The organism is Cobetia sp. PDI-23MA, assembly GCF_059507735.1.
On the sequence record NZ_CM183352.1, the window covers coordinates 722623 to 737686 of the forward strand.

Sequence of the window (15064 nt, forward strand, 5' to 3'; positions counted from 1 at the left end):
CTCGACCCTGCAGTACGTCCAAGGTCTAAGGTGTGCGGATTCGTTCTCGAAAAGGACAGCCGCCCGGGGCAGGCAGTCGGAGAGCGCAAGACCGGGATGAGTGGCTGCTTCTGACAGGCATGAAAAAGGCCCCGCAATGCGGGGCCTTGGACGATCGATAGCGCTTGCGTGCGTGAGGCCAGACTACCTGTCGCAGGCGTTGACTCGCACGGATTCTGGCGTTGATCAGTGCTTGGTCATCGACCTGAACTCAGTCATTGATCGGTGCTCAGTCATTGATCGGTGCTCAGTCATTGATCGGTGCTCAGTCATTGATCGGTGCTCAGTCATTGATCAATGCTCAGCCATTGATCGGCGCGGAATCGATCTGGCGCTTGGCGGGCTGTTTGGCCGGTGTGCCCGGCTCGACCACGAAGTAATCGGCGTCGGACGGCGGCAGCGGCGCGCGGCCACGAATCTTGTCGGCCATCTTCTCGGCCAGCATGATCGTCGGCGCGTTCAGGTTGCCGGTGGGGATGACCGGGAACAGCGAGGCATCGACGACGCGCAGGTTGTCTAGGCCATGTACGCGACCGGCACCATCGACCACGGAGGTCTCGTCACTGCCCATGCGGCAGCTGCCACACGGGTGGTAGGCAGTCTCGGCATGGTTGCGCACGTACTCGTCGAGCTGCTCGTCTGTCTGGACATCAGCACCCGGCGCCAGTTCGCGGCCACGGTAATCATCCAGTGCCGGCTGAGCGATGATCTCGCGAGTCAGGCGAATGGCGGCGCGGAACTCTTCCCAGTCCCGCTCCTCGGCCATGTAGTTGAAGAAGATCGAGGGCGCGGCCTTGGGGTCGAGAGAGGTCAGTCGGACACGACCCTTGCTCTGGGAGCGCATGGAACCGACGTGTGCCTGGAAGCCGTGGCCCTGCACCGCGCTCTTGCCGTTGTAGCTGATCGCGATCGGCAGGAAGTGATACTGCAGGTTCGGCCAGGCTTCGTTGTCATCGCTGCGAATGAAGCCGGCGGCCTCGAACTGGTTGCTGGCACCCACACCAGTCCCCTTGAGCATCCACTCCAGGCCGATGGGCGGCTGGTTGTACCACTTGAGGGACGGGTAGAGCGAGATCGGCTTGGTGCACTCGTACTGGATGTAGAGCTCGAGGTGATCCTGCAGGTTCTCGCCCACGCCCGGCAGGTGGTGCACCATCTTCACGCCCAGCGGCTCGAGATGTTCACGGTTGCCGACGCCTGAGCGCTGCAGGATCTGCGGCGAGGCGATGGCGCCGGCGCACAGCAGCACTTCCTTGCGCGCACGCACGCGGTGGTCCTTGCCCTTGCGCTCGTACTTCACACCGACCGCCGTCTTGCCTTCAAACAGGATGACGTCGGTGGTGGCGCGCGTCTCGATGGTCACGTTGGGGCGCTTCTTGGCGGTATCCAGATAGCCGCGCGCGGTGGAGGCACGACGGCCTTCCCTAGTCACGAAGCGGTCCATCGGGCCGAAGCCCTCCTGCTGGTAGCCGTTGACGTCTTCGGTGGCCGGGTAGCCCGCCTCGATGCCTGCCGCGATGAAGGCATGATAGAGCTCGTTGTTGCCCTGCTTGGGCGTGGTGACAGACACCGGGCCGTCGCCGCCATGGTAGTCATTCGGGCCGATATCGCGTGTCTCGCACTTGCGGAAGTAGGGCAGACACTCACGATAGTTCCAGTCGGCCAGAATGGGGTCCTTGGCCCAGTTGTCGTAATCCAGCGCATTGCCGCGGATGTAGCACATGCCATTGATCAACGAGGAGCCACCCAGACCCTTGCCGCGGCCACATTCCATGCGACGGTTGTTCATGTGCGGCTCGGGATCGGTCTTGAAATCCCAGTTGTAGCGCTGACCCTGCAGCGGGTAGGCCAGGGCGGCGGGCATCTGGGTACGGAAGTCGAAGCGGTGGTCGCGGCCACCGGCTTCCAGCAACAGCACGCTGACGTCGGAATCTTCGCTCAGGCGGGTGGCCAGCACGTTGCCGGCACTGCCGGCACCGATGATGACGTAGTCGTATTCACGCTCGAATTGGCTCATGAAATCTCCTTTCGTATCAGATGCCACATGCGGGCGCAGGACGCCCCGTCGACGACGAGGGGTGGCCACTGCCGGGCGGATGGATACGGTGATGTGTCTGTGAAGAGTCGTCGGGGCACCGCATGACAGCAAGCTGCCATCGGGGGCTCAACGACTCATCGGGATTCGGGCACTGCGCGCGGCGCTGGCGAGCGACGCGGCGTGCAGCCGGCATGGCGAGTGTTCGACATGCCGGCAGGTGGGGCATCTGGCGCTTGGCCCGGTCTTGAGTTCCGGTACTTCAGCCTCTGGCGCCAGAGGGTGCTGCTGTCATCAGGCCTTATGGCCAGTGCTGGCTCAGAAGGCGGACTCGAACGGGCCCATCTCGATCAGCACGGACTTGGTCTGGGTGTAATGAGACAGCGTCTCGACACCGTTCTCGCGACCGATACCGGACTGCTTGTAGCCGCCGACCGGCATTTCGGACGGCGACTCGCCCCAGGTGTTGACCCAGCAGATGCCGGCTTCGAGCTGATGAATCACGCGATGCGCACGGTTCAGGCTCTCGGTGAACAGGCCAGCCGCCAGGCCATAGGTGGTGTCGTTGGCGCGACGGATGACTTCCTCTTCGCTGTCGAAGGACAGGATGGACATCACCGGACCGAAGATCTCTTCCTGCACGATGCGCATGTCATCGCTGCAGTCGGTGTAGACGGTCGGTGCGACCCAGGCGCCCTTGGCGAAGTCGCCTTCGCTCATGCGCTCACCGCCGACCAGCAGACGTGCGCCGTCCTGCTTGGCGATTTCCAGATAGGAGACGACCTTGTCCAGGTGCTCGAAGCTGACCAGTGGGCCGAAGGTGGTGGCGCGGTCCTGCGGGTCGCCGGCCTTGATGCGCGCGACTCGCTCGACGATCTTCGCCTCGAATGCCTCCTTGACGCTGGCTTCGACGAACACGCGGGTGCCGTTGGTGCACACCTGACCGGAGCTGTAGAAGTTGGCCATCATGGCGCCGTCGGCGGCACGGTCGAGATCGGAATCGGCGAACACCAGCAGCGGGGACTTGCCGCCCAGCTCCATGGTGACTTCCTTGAGGCTGGAAGAGGCGGACGCGGACATGACCTTCTTGCCGGTGCCGGCTTCCCCGGTGAAGGAGATCTTGGCGATATCCGGGTGCTCGGTGAGCATAACGCCGACGCGGGCATCGCCCTGCACGACGTTGAACACGCCGTCGGGCAGGCCGGCTTCGGTGAAGATCTCGGCCAGCTTCAGTGCGCTCAGCGGCGTGACTTCGCTGGGCTTGAAGACCATGGCGTTGCCGGCGGCGAGAGCCGGGGCAGACTTCCAGCAGGCGATCTGGATCGGGTAGTTCCAGGCACCGATGGCGCCGATGACGCCCAGCGGCTCCTTGCGGGTATAGACGAAGGCTTCCTGACGCAGCGGCGCCTGGCTGCCTTCGATGGCCGGCGCGAGGCCCGCGTAGTACTCGAGTGCATCGGCACCGGTGACGATGTCGACCGCTTCGGTCTCGGACAGCGGCTTGCCGGTGTCCAGCGTCTCGAGTAGTGCCAGTTCGTCGTTGCGCTCGCGCAGCAGATCGACGGCGCGACGCAGGATGCGTGAACGCTCCATGCCGGTCATCGCGGCCCACACCTTCTGCCCCTGCAGGGCGCTTTCGACGGCGGTATCGACGTCGGCACCGCTGGCCTGCTGGATCTCGGCGATGACTTCGCCGGTGGCCGGGTTGACGGTCTCGAAGGTCTCGCCGGAGGTAGCCTCGACCCGACGGCCACCGATGTAGAGGGTCTGGGTCGGGAAGCTTGCGTTGCCGTTAGCCATGCGTGCGCTCCTTTCTGGGTTCAGGGGAAGTGGGGGAGTCTGTCGCGTTCAGGGATGCTGTCATGTGACGTGTCAGCTGGTAGTCAGCATATTCGTAGGCGAGGCGGCGTGCGCGCTCGACATCGAGGCCGGTCGGGTCCAGCGTACCGCGCAACCACAGGCCGTCGATCAAGGCGGCCAGTCCGGCCGCGGCATCACGTGCCTCGTTCAGCGGCATGCAGCGGCGGAACAGGGCACACAGATTGGAGATCAGCCGCCTGTCGTTGACCCGCTGCAGGCGTTCCAGCGGAATGCGGTGCATGCTGGAGGCCCAGAAGGCCAGCCAGGTCTTGGACACGCTCTGACTGACCTGGCTGCGATCAAAGTTGCCGTCGATCACCGCACGCAAATGGCTGCGGACGTCATCATCTGCCAGTGCGGCGCGACGCTCACTGACGGCGCTGCGCAGGTCAGTGAGAATCTGGCGCATGGTGGCTTCCATCAAGCCATCCTTGCCGCCGAAATAGTGGCTGATGATGCCGGTGGACACACCTGCGTGACGGGCGATACGGGCCACGGTCGCATCGGCGAGTCCTGCCTCATCGATGGCTTGCATGGTGGCCTGGATCAACTGGCGGCGGCGGATAGGTTCCATTCCCACTTTGGGCATCAACGGAGTCCTTTTCGTATATCGGGTCGGTGTGACACTGGGTGTGGCCATGGTACTGGATCATCACCGGTTTGCCGCGAGCGCTGCACCATGCTGTCGTGTGCAAAGTTTTTATTGAACGTTCAATTAACAAAAAGTGTAGAGGCTGGTTCTCGATGCGTCAAGTTGAGGTAGGGCGGGGCAGCCAGGGGGCTGTCAACAGGCAGTCCGGGAGGGCATCAAAGGGGAGGCGGGCGAGGAATCGAGGTCAGGTGGCGGTCAGCGGCAGGCGGGCGTGAAAGATAGTGGGTTGGCGAGGCCGGTTGGTAAAAGCGCTACAGTGCGGTAGAACATGGAGGGGCAGCATGTCGATCTCAATGTAGGTTGAACGTTGCGCCGATGGTCGAGAGTTGACTGACAACGAACAATAAAACAAGGGGTTAGCATGAAACGATCACCTGGTAAGGTGCTGTTGGCATTGGGCGTCATCGCCGTGCCGGTCATGGCGAATCAGGCCCAGGCCGCCGTGACGGAAGAATGTCGCACGGTACGTTTCGCCGAAGTCGGCTGGACGGACATCACGGCTACCACCGCCCTGACGCGTGCCGTGCTGGAAGGGCTGGGCTATGAGACGACCTCTGACACCATCTCGGTGCCGATCGCCTATGCCGGCATGAAAAATGATGACTTCGACGTCTTCCTGGGTAACTGGATGCCCTCGATGGCCTCCATCAGTGACCCCTACATCGACAAGGGGCAGGTCGATCGCCCGCGCGCCAATCTCCAGGGCGCGAAATACACCCTGGCGGTGCCGCAGTATGTGCTGGATGCCGGCGTGACCTCGGTGGCGGACCTTGCCGACAATCTCGAGAAGTTCGACGGTCGCATCTACGGGATAGAGGCGGGTAACGACGGCAACATGATCATTGCCGACATGATCGATGACGACGCCTTCGGCATGGGCGAGTTCGAGATGATCGACTCCTCGGAAGCTGGCATGCTGGCGGAAGTGAAGTCGAAGATTGCCGCCGAGGAGTGGGTCGTGTTCCTCGGCTGGGAACCGCACCCGATGAATACCCGCTTCGAGATGGGCTATCTGGAAGGGGCCGATGATTACTTCGGGCCGAATCTGGGCGGTGCGACGGTGTATACCAACACCCGCGCGGGCTACAGCGAAGCATGCACCAACGTCGGGGCCCTGCTTGCCAATCTCGAGTTCACTCTGGAGATGGAAAATCAGTTGATGGGTGACATCATGGATGGCGGCGAAGACCCGGATGACGCGGCGGCCAGTTGGCTCAAGCAGAACCCGCAGGTGCTGGAGGCCTGGCTCGAGGGAGTCGAGACCGTGGAGGGCCAGCCTGGCCTTGCCGCGGTGAAGACATCGCTGGGGATCTGATCGGCCCGTCGGGCTCGTCTGTTGAGCTTTTGATAAAAAGTGCTTGCAATTCAGCAGCCTGACCTGCAATATACGCCTCGTCGTGTGGCTACATAGCTCAGCTGGTTAGAGCACATCACTCATAATGATGGGGTCCCCTGTTCAAATCAGGGTGTAGCCACCAGTGATTCCAAGGCCTGCATCCGTGCGGGCCTTGTCACATCTGGATGTCGCTTAGTGCGCTTTCGGAGGTGGATCCGGCAGGAGGAATCCAGCGAGTTCTGCGGTGGTCTGAATGGCCGAAGGTGGTTGACGCCATTGAGTATTTCCGTATAATTCGTCGCGTGCTCAAGGTTGTTCCTCGATAGCTCAGTTGGTAGAGCAAATGACTGTTAATCATTGGGTCACAGGTTCGAGTCCTGTTCGAGGAGCCAATAGCACATGCAGCATGCTTGAAATGTCAGCCTGATAGCATCCATGATCATGTCACTGACAGATGAATTTCCGGTCGTTCCTCGATAGCTCAGTTGGTAGAGCAAATGACTGTTAATCATTGGGTCACAGGTTCGAGTCCTGTTCGAGGAGCCAATCCAAGGCTTCCTGCCAATGCCGGAAATGACGCTGATAGATGAGTTCCTCGTCGTCAGCTTCGATATCGCCCTGATATCGATCGATATTTTGTTGTTCCTCGATAGCTCAGTTGGTAGAGCAAATGACTGTTAATCATTGGGTCACAGGTTCGAGTCCTGTTCGAGGAGCCAATATCACTTCCCTGCTTCCCCTCGTGTTCTCTGCTGGTGGCATCATCGCTGCCTGAGCTTTGCTTGTTGCTTTGCGCTTGAGCTCTGTTCGTAATCCTGGCTTGTCAGCCCTGCTCATCAATCCGTTCCTGCTCCTCCACCTGTCAGGTGTCTCGTGCTTTCTGCCTCGAGCGTGCTCTCGCGTCGCCAGCCGTCTGCTGTCGTTCTCTGCGCGCCTCTGCCTGACGTTGTGATGCTGGCCATTGTGTTTCTGCTGCTGCGTTTTCTGTCCTGTCGTTGCTTCGTATGTGTTGCTGCCTGTGCGTTGTTGTGCGCGCGTTGCTGCCTCGAGTGACCATCATGCTGCGTGCCACAGACTGTCTTTGTGGCATGAAAAAAGCCCCTGCGCTCGGTTTTGCATGAGAGCAGGGGCCTTGGCGGTCGACCAGCTTCGTCAAACGCGGTTCATGGTGCGAGTCACGAAAGTCTAGCGATCACCGGTGAGGTGGGCGTAGTCGAGCAGGATCTCGGCACTTTCCTGAAGCTGGGCCTGATCGATCGGGTCCTTGGCTTGCTTGTCGCTGCTGCCTTCTTCGATATCGGCTTCCTGCTGCGGGTCGCTCTCGGGGGAAGAGATGTGGTCGCTGGCGGCATCGAGTTCGGCAAAGCTTGTCAGTGGCTCGAGGTTGAGGGCGCGACGGCGCTTGTTTTCCAGTGCCAGCTGCTCGGCTTCCTGGGCATCCATCTCGCGTTTGCGCTGCTCACGATTGAGGCTGATGCTGGTCTGCTGCGCGCGCAATGCCTTTGACAGCGCGACTTCGCTCTTCAGGTAACTGAAGTTGGGCTCTTGCTCGACTCGGCTCTGGTGGCGGGCGCGCAAAGCGGCCAGATAGCGTGCCGGATCACCGTAGCGGCGATACTTCACCGGGCGTACCTGGTCCCAGGGCAGCGCGTAGTCGAGGCTGGATTCGCCGATCTCCTGCGGGTCGATGACGCTGGGGAAGGCGATGTCCGGCTTGACGCCCTTGTTCTGGGTCGAGTCGCCGGAGATGCGATAGAACTTGGCGCGGGTCAGCTTGATCTCGCCTTCGCTCAGCGAGGAGATGGTCTGCACCGTGCCCTTGCCGAAGGTCTGGCTGCCGAGCACCAAGCCACGACCGTAATCCTGGATCGCGCCAGCGAAGATCTCGGATGCCGAGGCGGAGAGGCGGTTGACCAGTACGGTCAGCGGGCCGTCATAGTGGGTGCCGGCATCGGTATCGCCATAGAGGCTGATGCGGCCGCGAGCGTCACGCACCTGCACGGTGGGGCCGCGATCGATGAACAGTCCGATCATCGAATTGGCTTCCTGCAGTGCGCCGCCGCCGTTGTTGCGCAGGTCGAGAATGATACCTTCCACCTGCTTGGCCTTGAGTTCGTCGATCAGGCGCGCCACGTCGCGGGTGGTGCTGCGGTAGTCGTCTTCGCCGGCCTGCCAAGCATCGAAGTCGACATAGAAGGCGGGCACATGGATGACGCCGATGCGGTGGGTGCCATCATCGCGCTTGACGTCGACGACCTTGGCGTTGGCGGCCTGGTCCTCGAGCTTGACGGTATCGCGGGTGATGTCCAGTTCACGCGTCTTGGTGACATCCAGCGACTGTGCCGGAATCACTTCCAGGCGCACCACGGAGCCCTTGGGGCCACGGATCAGGTCCACGACATCATCCAGGCGCATGCCGACCACGTTGGTCCACTCGCTGTCGCCCTGACCCTGGCCGACGGCCACGATGCGGTCGGCCGGCTTGAGCTCGCCATCCTTCTCGGCAGGGCCGCCAGGCACGAGGCTCGAGACCTTGACGTATTCACCTTCGGATTGCAGCAGGGCGCCGATGCCATCCAGCGACAGCTTCATCTGGATATCGAAGGATTCGCCCTGGCGCGGCGAGAAGTATTCACTGTGCGGGTCGATGCTTCCGGTCACGGCATGCATCACCAGCGTCAGGATATCTTCATCGTTGGTCTGCTTGATGCGCTTGAGCTGGTTGGAATAACGCTCGTTGAGCGTCTTGGCGATCTCGTCATCGCTCTTGTCGGACAGCGACATCGACAGCCAGGCATTCTTGAGGCGCTTGCGCCACAGCTCGTCGAGCTCCTGCTCGCTATCGGCCCACGGGCTGTCCTTGCGGTCCAGCGCCAGGCGATCATCGTTGTCGAAATCGAAGCTCGGTTTGGCATCCAGTGTCTTCACCAGCCAGGTGAGGCGTGCGGTGAGGCGTTGCTGATAGCGATCGTAGAGTCCATAGAGGCGCTCGAGGTCACCATCGACCATGGCGTCGTCGAAATCATGACGCAGGTCGCTGAACTCGCTGATGTCCGCATCCAGCAGATAGGCTTTCTGAGGGTCGAGAGTCTTGAGGTATTGCGTGAAGGCGCGGTTGGCCCAGTGGTCATCCAGGGTCACATCTTCGTAATGCCCATAGCGCAAAGACTCGGCAACTTCGCGAGCAGCCTGTGCATCGGCGTCAGTAGGGGTGACCGCGGCACTGGCAGGGCCGGCCATGGCAAGACACAGGGCAACGAATGCCGTGCGCCGGACGTTTGCGAACAGGCTCATCAATGAAGCACTCCCGATTCATGTACACTCTGCTCCCTGAACGACCTCCCCGCAGGAGGTCGAGCGGGCATTGTAGCAGTCTCACGCACCATACACAGTTGTCTGGCGTTGATGCGTTGGGGTTGTGAAAACTCTGTCAGCGCAGGGCTTTGGCTGGCATGCCGCGCTTTTGGGCGCCCCGCTGAGCGGTGACTGGATGGCAGTCATGTCATCGAAGGGTCGTCACAGGTTTTCCCCATCATGTTTCTTCTTATACAGTGCCTTGCCTATATCTTCGAGGACCAGACGCCATCATGACTCATGCGATTGCGGATTCCCGCGTTCCTGCACTGCTCGACTTCCTGTCTTCTTCTCCCACACCGTGGCACGCGACGGCTTCCATGGCGCAGCGTCTTGAACAGGCGGGCTATCGTCGCCTCAGCGAGATGTCTTCCTGGCAGCTGGTGCCCGGTGAGCGTGCCTATGTCACGCGCAATGATTCCTCGTTGATCGCCTTTCAGCTCCCGAAGGATGATACGTCGCTGAGCTCACTTCGGATGATCGGTGCGCACACCGATTCGCCCTGTCTGCGCCTGAAGCCCAATCCGGCACAGGCCAGTCAGGGCTGGTTGACGTTGGGCGTCGAGACCTATGGCGGCGTGTTGCTGAGCACCTGGTTCGATCGCGATCTGGGGCTTGCAGGCCGTGTTCAGGTGCGGCATGCGGACGGTCGTCGCGAGACGCTGCTGCTGACGGTCATGCGTCCGTTCGCCTGCGTGCCGAGCCTGGCGATCCATTTGGATCGTGACGTCAACAGCGGGCGTGCCATCAATGCCCAGACCCAGATGTCAGCCGTGGTCATGCAGCTGGGGGACGAGGCCGGGACGCCCGCGGAGGCCTTCAATATGATGTTGATCGATCTGATCGAGGAGCAGCACGGCGTGCGGGTCGCGGATGTCGTTGACTTCGAGCTGGGGCTGCATGACCTGCAGCCGGCGGCGCAGTCGGGGCTGAAGGGTGAGTTGATCACCAGTGCCCGCCTCGACAATCTGCTGTCCTGCTACGTCGGTCTCGAGGCGCTGCTGGAGGCCGATGGCAGTCAGGGGGCGCTGTTCGTCACCACCGATCATGAAGAGGTCGGCAGTGCCAGCGCCTGTGGTGCCCAGGGGCCTTTCCTGGCCGATGTGCTCAAGCGCATCAATCACTATGTCGGCTTGGACAGCGAAGAAGGCTATCAGTGCCTCGTGCAGCGCTCCTTGATGATTTCTTGCGATAATGCTCACGCCGTGCACCCCAATTTTGCGGACAAGCATGATGCGGGGCATGGGCCGAAGTTGAATGCCGGGCCGGTCATCAAGGTCAATGCCAATCAGCGTTACGCCACCAGCAGCACCACGGCCGGGCTGTTCCGCGAGATGTGTCGTGAGCAGGATGTGCCGGTGCAGACCTTCGTCAGTCGTGCCGACATGGGCTGTGGCAGCACCATCGGGCCGATCACCGCCAGTGAGGTGGGGGTGCCGACCCTGGATGTGGGGCTGCCGCAGTGGGGCATGCACTCGATTCGTGAGACATCCGGCAGTGCCGATGTCGCCATGTTGATCAAGGTGCTGGTAGCCTTCTGCAATCGCGAGCAGGTGGACTGAGTCGAGCCGGAGTGTGCTGAGAGAGCAGGCGCGGAGTGTAAGAAGACAAGCTCGGAAAAAGGGCGGCCTGCGGGTCGCCCTTTTTGATGTCTGTGATCTGGCTCGAGGACAGCGGCGCAGGGTGCTGGATGCGCGAGCGGAGTGCGATCAAGGTCCGATCAAGTTTTGGCGCAGATCGCGCACAACGAAAAAGGCCTGACTGCAAGCAGTCAGGCCTTTCGAATCCTGGTTGGTGGCTACACCCTGATTTGAACAGGGGACCCCATCATTATGAGTGATGTGCTCTAACCAGCTGAGCTATGTAGCCGTCCAACGGAGGCGAATATTACGGATTGCTCGTGATGTTGTCAATGCATTAGCGCGAAAAAGTGGCAGGGAATTCATCGGGCTAGCGTCCAGGCCGCGCAGCGAGGGCATCAGATAGGCTGTCGGAGAAAGTGCCGGGGAGAGCCTCTCGCGAGATGGCGCGTGCGATGAGGTCGCCACTGGCGCAGGACAGCGTGAAGCCCAGACTGCCATGGCCGACGTTCAGCCACAGATTGTCAGGGCTGTTCGCTTGCCGGGGACGGCCGAGGATCGGCGGCCCCTTGGGCGTACTGGGGCGCAGTCCGGCCCAAGGAGTGGCCTGCGCGAAATCGCCGGCTTCGGGGAAGGTATCGCTGGCCAGCTTGCGCAGGGCGGCAATGCGCTGCTCATTCAGTTCGGGGTGAAAGCTGTCGCGTTCCCGCTGGCCGATATCCACCATCGCCGCGACGCGCAGCTGGCGTGATGCCGATGACTCCAGATCGGCGTAGACCACCTTGCGTGCCGAATCGGTGACGCTGATGCGTGGCGCGGCCGTCTCGGGGGTGTCAGCTGCCAGTGGCAGGGTGAGGCTATAGCCCTTGAGCGGCTGCAGGGCCAGGCGGATACCCAGGGGGTGTACCAGCTCGGCGGCATGATTGCCGGCCGCGATGACGACCTCTTCGACGGTATGGCGTTCTCGGCGGCCATCAAGGTGTCTGAGCTCGAGTTGCTCGATGCGGCCGTCGCGTGCGGTCAGCGGGGCGACGCGCGTATTGGCGATGCGCGTGTAGCGCCCGGAGGCCCGCAGCTTGCGTTCCAGCGCCTGGCAGAAGGCATGGCAATCCGCCGTCTCGTCCGAGGCGCTGAAGATGCCGCCCGACAGATGGGCTTGCTGGTGGGAAAGTGAGGGCTCCAGCGCGATGCATTGGCGTGCATCGAGTACCTGTTGGTCCTGCGGGGCGACGCGCGCGGCTGCCGCCTTGTCGAGCGCTTCGGGATCACGATGGATCACCAGCTTGCCGCGCTGCTGCCAGGCGAAGTCGCCGAGCGCATCATGAGTGCGCCACTCCGTCATCACCTGCTGGCTGTGCAGAGCCAGCGAGAGCATCTGCGCTGCACTGGCCTGATGCGTGCGGTGATTGCAGGCGGCCACAAATCGGGCCATCCAGCGCCATTGTGCGGGTTCCAGATTCGGGCGCAGTTTCAGCGGTGCCTCGTTGCCTGCCAGCAGCCACTTGATGGCCTGGCGGGGCACGCCGCTATCGGCCAGTGGTGCCACATAGCGATAGCTCAGCTGGCCGCCATTGGCGCGACTGGTCTCGCTGGCCACCTCGGCATGGGCATCGATCAGGGTCACACAGTGGCCGGCGCGCGCCAGAGCATGGGCACTGGCGAGGCCGATCACGCCGCCTCCGATGACAGTCACATGGCGTTGCATGCTGGGCTCCCGGGTCGTGAAGGTCGTGTTTCGTTGTGCTTGAGCTTGCCGGTCGCTTGCGTGAGTGACGAATGAAAAGGATGTGCCGCGTCATAACCCGAGGTTATGGGGTAACCTGATGCACAGGCGCTCAAGTGCGCCCTCAAGTTGGCCCTCTAGACAACCGGACAGGAAGATTGCGCATGCGGCTCAGGGACCTGGAGATCTTTCACGCCGTCCTGCAGGCGGGCAGCGTGACCGGCGCGGCGAGGTTGCTGCATATCTCCCAGCCGGCGGCGAGCAAGGCGCTGCAGCAGGTCGAGCGCCAATGGGGCATCACGCTGTTCACGCGTAGTGCAGGGCAGCTTCATCCCACCGAGGAGGCGCGCAAGCTGGAAGCGGCCAGCCAGGGAATGCTCGGTCAGCTGGACGATGTGAGGCGGCTGGTCGATGGCTTGCGTGAGGGCGAGGCACGCACGCTCAAGGTGGTGGCGACGCCTGCCATCGCCCAGCAATTGCTGCCGCAGGCGCTGGGGCAGTGGCGCCGGCGTCAGCCGCGAGTCAGCTGTGAGCTGGCGACCCAGCATACCCGCGAGATCGTCGATGCCCTGTTGCTGCATGAGGTCGATATCGCCTTTACGCTGAGTGCGCCGACGCATCCTGCACTGATGACGCGTCCGCTGGTGCGCATGCCGCTACTGGTGCTCGCGCCTGAAGGGTATTGGGCACAGGACTGTCAGCAGACGCCGATGACGGTGGCGGAGCTGGCCGGTCAGCGCCTGATCGCGCTGGGGGCGCACGATCCGCTGGCGCGGCGACTCGATGGTTTGCTGGCGAGCGTGGCGCAGGAAGCTTCAAGTACTTTGCCATCTTCGCCGCGTATCGTGACGCGGGTGCAGACCTATCCCCTGGCGGCGTCGCTGGTTCAGGCGGGGGAGGGGCTGGCGGTGGTCGATGCACTCACGGCGCATGCCGCCACCACGGAGCGCAGCTTGAGCGCACGTCAGCTGCCCCAGGCGGGTGAGCTGGTGCTGAGTGCCGTGTGGCGACGCGAGGCGGGGCGTTCGCGGTTGGCCCAGTCGCTGGCAGATCAGCTCGCCAGACAGGCCGCGCAGTGGCTGCAGGTGCCGCTGGCAGAGCCCTCTACGGTCTGAGCCCTTCGCTGGTTGAGCCCTCCGCTGGTTGATATCTTCACGCCTTGATCGGCGCCCCTGATTGAACAGTTTTCCGCACCACAACGCAGAACGGCCCTGACCTCGTGAGAGATCAGGGCCGTTCTGTCAGGACAGGCTGTCAGGGCGTCAGCTGGGCCCGGGCGTCGCCGGGCGCCGATGAGCCATCAGACATTGAAGCGGTAGTGCACCACGTCGCCATCCTTGAGGATGTAGTCCTTGCCTTCCAGGCGCCACTTGCCGGCATCCTTGGCGCCTTGCTCACCCTTGTAGGCGATGAAGTCGTCATAGGAGATGACTTCGGCTCGGATGAAGCCTTTCTGGAAGTCGGTGTGGATCACACCAGCGCCTTCCGGTGCAGTAGCGCCGATCTTGACGGTCCAGGCACGCACTTCCTTCACGCCAGCGGTGAAGTAGGTCTGCAGACCCAGCAGCTCGTAACCGGCGCGGATGACGCGGTCCAGGCCCGGCTCTTCCATGCCCAGTTCGTCGAGGAACATCTCGCGCTCTTCCTCGTCCAGCTCGGCGATCTCGGCTTCGATCTTGTTGCACACCGGCACGACGCTGGCGCCTTCGTTGGCGGCAATGCCGCGCACGATATCGAGGTAGGGATTGTTCTCGAAGCCTTCCTCGCTGACGTTGGCGATGTACATGGTCGGCTTGAGGGTCAGGAAGCCGAAGCCGCGCACGATCTTCAGGTCGTCATCGCTGAGGCCGAAGCTGCGCAGCGGCTGGCCTTCGGCCAGGTGCGGCTGGATGCGTTCCAGCACGGCCTTGGTGGCGATGGCTTCCTTGTCGCCGCCCTTGGCGACACGGGTCAGACGCTGGATGCTGCGCTCGACGCTGTCGAGATCGGCCAGGGCCAGCTCGATGTTGATGGTCTCGATGTCGGCGGCCGGGTCGACGTGGTTGGCGACGTGGATGACGTTGTCATCCTCGAAGCAACGCACCACGTGCGCGATGGCGTCGGTCTCACGGATGTTGGCCAGGAATTTGTTGCCCAGACCTTCGCCCTTGGAGGCACCCGCGACCAGACCCGCGATGTCGACGAATTCCATGGTGGTCGGAATCACCTTCTCCGGCTTGACGATCTCGGCCAGCGCGTTCAGGCGAGGGTCAGGCATCGGCACGATACCGGTGTTCGGCTCGATGGTGCAGAAGGGGAAGTTCTCGGCGTCAATGCCAGACTTGGTCAGTGCATTGAAGAGAGTGGACTTGCCGACGTTCGGCAGGCCGACGATGCCGCAATTGAAACCCATGGCGCTAGATCCTGGTGTGACGTATCGAATGGGGCGTGGCACTGGCAGTCGTCTCGACCAGCAGGCTCTGAGTGCACAGACACTGGGCATGCG

9 protein-coding genes and 5 tRNA genes are annotated in these 15064 nt (G+C 62.2%); 7 read left to right on the forward strand and 7 right to left on the reverse strand.

The genetic code is table 11. The features are described from left to right. Positions 1 to 340 precede the first annotated feature (340 nt). The 3 genes from betA to betI all read right to left on the reverse strand — a co-directional run bounded on the left by betA (position 341) and on the right by betI (position 4523). Positions 341 to 2056, reverse strand: a complete 1716-nt coding sequence (gene betA, locus AC5WNJ_RS03085) for a choline dehydrogenase (protein ID WP_176676257.1) — start codon at positions 2054 to 2056, stop codon at positions 341 to 343. A 336-nt stretch (positions 2057 to 2392) separates the two neighbouring features. Next, the gene (gene betB, locus AC5WNJ_RS03090; RefSeq protein ID WP_176676258.1) at positions 2393 to 3874 is read right to left on the reverse strand and encodes a betaine-aldehyde dehydrogenase; all 1482 of its coding nucleotides are present in this window, start codon (positions 3872 to 3874) and stop codon (positions 2393 to 2395) included. Beyond that, the gene (betI, locus tag AC5WNJ_RS03095; RefSeq protein WP_176676259.1) at positions 3867 to 4523 is read right to left on the reverse strand and encodes a transcriptional regulator BetI; all 657 of its coding nucleotides are present in this window, start codon (positions 4521 to 4523) and stop codon (positions 3867 to 3869) included. Before betI ends, betB begins: the two co-directional genes overlap by 8 nt. A gap of 424 nt (positions 4524 to 4947) precedes the next feature. Here betI and AC5WNJ_RS03100 point away from each other — a divergent pair, with 424 nt between their 5' ends. From AC5WNJ_RS03100 to AC5WNJ_RS03120, 5 genes are all read left to right on the forward strand, one after another. Continuing rightward, positions 4948 to 5901 (forward strand): choline ABC transporter substrate-binding protein, encoded by a 954-nt coding sequence (locus AC5WNJ_RS03100; protein ID WP_176676260.1) that lies wholly within the window; start codon positions 4948 to 4950, stop codon positions 5899 to 5901. An 86-nt stretch (positions 5902 to 5987) separates the two neighbouring features. Continuing rightward, positions 5988 to 6064 (forward strand) — tRNA-Met (locus AC5WNJ_RS03105). 174 nt (positions 6065 to 6238) lie between these two features. Then, a tRNA-Asn gene (locus AC5WNJ_RS03110) sits at positions 6239 to 6314 on the forward strand. Positions 6315 to 6392: 78 nt separating this feature from the next. Next, positions 6393 to 6468 (forward strand) — tRNA-Asn (locus AC5WNJ_RS03115). A gap of 97 nt (positions 6469 to 6565) precedes the next feature. Continuing rightward, positions 6566 to 6641 (forward strand) — tRNA-Asn (locus AC5WNJ_RS03120). A gap of 466 nt (positions 6642 to 7107) precedes the next feature. Here the strand turns inward: AC5WNJ_RS03120 and AC5WNJ_RS03125 are convergent. Continuing rightward, a complete protein-coding gene (locus tag AC5WNJ_RS03125; RefSeq protein WP_176676261.1) occupies positions 7108 to 9216 on the reverse strand; it encodes a carboxy terminal-processing peptidase in 2109 nt (702 codons plus the stop codon). Positions 9217 to 9509: 293 nt separating this feature from the next. Between AC5WNJ_RS03125 and AC5WNJ_RS03130 the strand changes: the two genes are divergently transcribed. Then, complete coding sequence (locus tag AC5WNJ_RS03130; RefSeq protein ID WP_495930378.1) at positions 9510 to 10838, forward strand: M18 family aminopeptidase; 1329 nt, start codon at positions 9510 to 9512, stop codon at positions 10836 to 10838. A 230-nt stretch (positions 10839 to 11068) separates the two neighbouring features. On the opposite strand, the gene AC5WNJ_RS03135 is transcribed toward AC5WNJ_RS03130, so the two are convergent. Both AC5WNJ_RS03135 and AC5WNJ_RS03140 read right to left on the reverse strand, forming a co-directional pair. Further along, positions 11069 to 11145: transfer RNA gene (locus tag AC5WNJ_RS03135), tRNA-Met, on the reverse strand. A gap of 81 nt (positions 11146 to 11226) precedes the next feature. After that, positions 11227 to 12561, reverse strand: a complete 1335-nt coding sequence (locus tag AC5WNJ_RS03140) for a D-amino acid dehydrogenase (protein WP_176676263.1) — start codon at positions 12559 to 12561, stop codon at positions 11227 to 11229. 182 nt (positions 12562 to 12743) lie between these two features. Here AC5WNJ_RS03140 and AC5WNJ_RS03145 point away from each other — a divergent pair, with 182 nt between their 5' ends. Next, positions 12744 to 13694, forward strand: a complete 951-nt coding sequence (locus AC5WNJ_RS03145; RefSeq protein ID WP_176676264.1) for a LysR family transcriptional regulator — start codon at positions 12744 to 12746, stop codon at positions 13692 to 13694. 185 nt (positions 13695 to 13879) lie between these two features. On the opposite strand, the gene ychF is transcribed toward AC5WNJ_RS03145, so the two are convergent. Beyond that, the gene (gene ychF, locus AC5WNJ_RS03150) at positions 13880 to 14971 is read right to left on the reverse strand and encodes a redox-regulated ATPase YchF (RefSeq protein WP_175088361.1); all 1092 of its coding nucleotides are present in this window, start codon (positions 14969 to 14971) and stop codon (positions 13880 to 13882) included. Positions 14972 to 15064 lie beyond the last annotated feature (93 nt).

Bases quoted from the DNA above. Each gene is read 5' to 3' on its own strand.
- betA (WP_176676257.1), bottom strand. From the start codon at position 2,056: ATGAGCCAATTCGAGCGTGAATACGACTACGTCATCATCGGTGCCGGC.
- betB (WP_176676258.1), bottom strand. From the start codon at position 3,874: ATGGCTAACGGCAACGCAAGCTTCCCGACCCAGACCCTCTACATCGGT.
- betI (WP_176676259.1), bottom strand. From the start codon at position 4,523: ATGCCCAAAGTGGGAATGGAACCTATCCGCCGCCGCCAGTTGATCCAG.
- AC5WNJ_RS03100 (WP_176676260.1), top strand. From the start codon at position 4,948: ATGAAACGATCACCTGGTAAGGTGCTGTTGGCATTGGGCGTCATCGCC.
- AC5WNJ_RS03125 (WP_176676261.1), bottom strand. From the start codon at position 9,216: ATGAGCCTGTTCGCAAACGTCCGGCGCACGGCATTCGTTGCCCTGTGT.
- AC5WNJ_RS03130 (WP_495930378.1), top strand. From the start codon at position 9,510: ATGACTCATGCGATTGCGGATTCCCGCGTTCCTGCACTGCTCGACTTC.
- AC5WNJ_RS03140 (WP_176676263.1), bottom strand. From the start codon at position 12,561: ATGCAACGCCATGTGACTGTCATCGGAGGCGGCGTGATCGGCCTCGCC.
- AC5WNJ_RS03145 (WP_176676264.1), top strand. From the start codon at position 12,744: ATGCGGCTCAGGGACCTGGAGATCTTTCACGCCGTCCTGCAGGCGGGC.
- ychF (WP_175088361.1), bottom strand. From the start codon at position 14,971: ATGGGTTTCAATTGCGGCATCGTCGGCCTGCCGAACGTCGGCAAGTCC.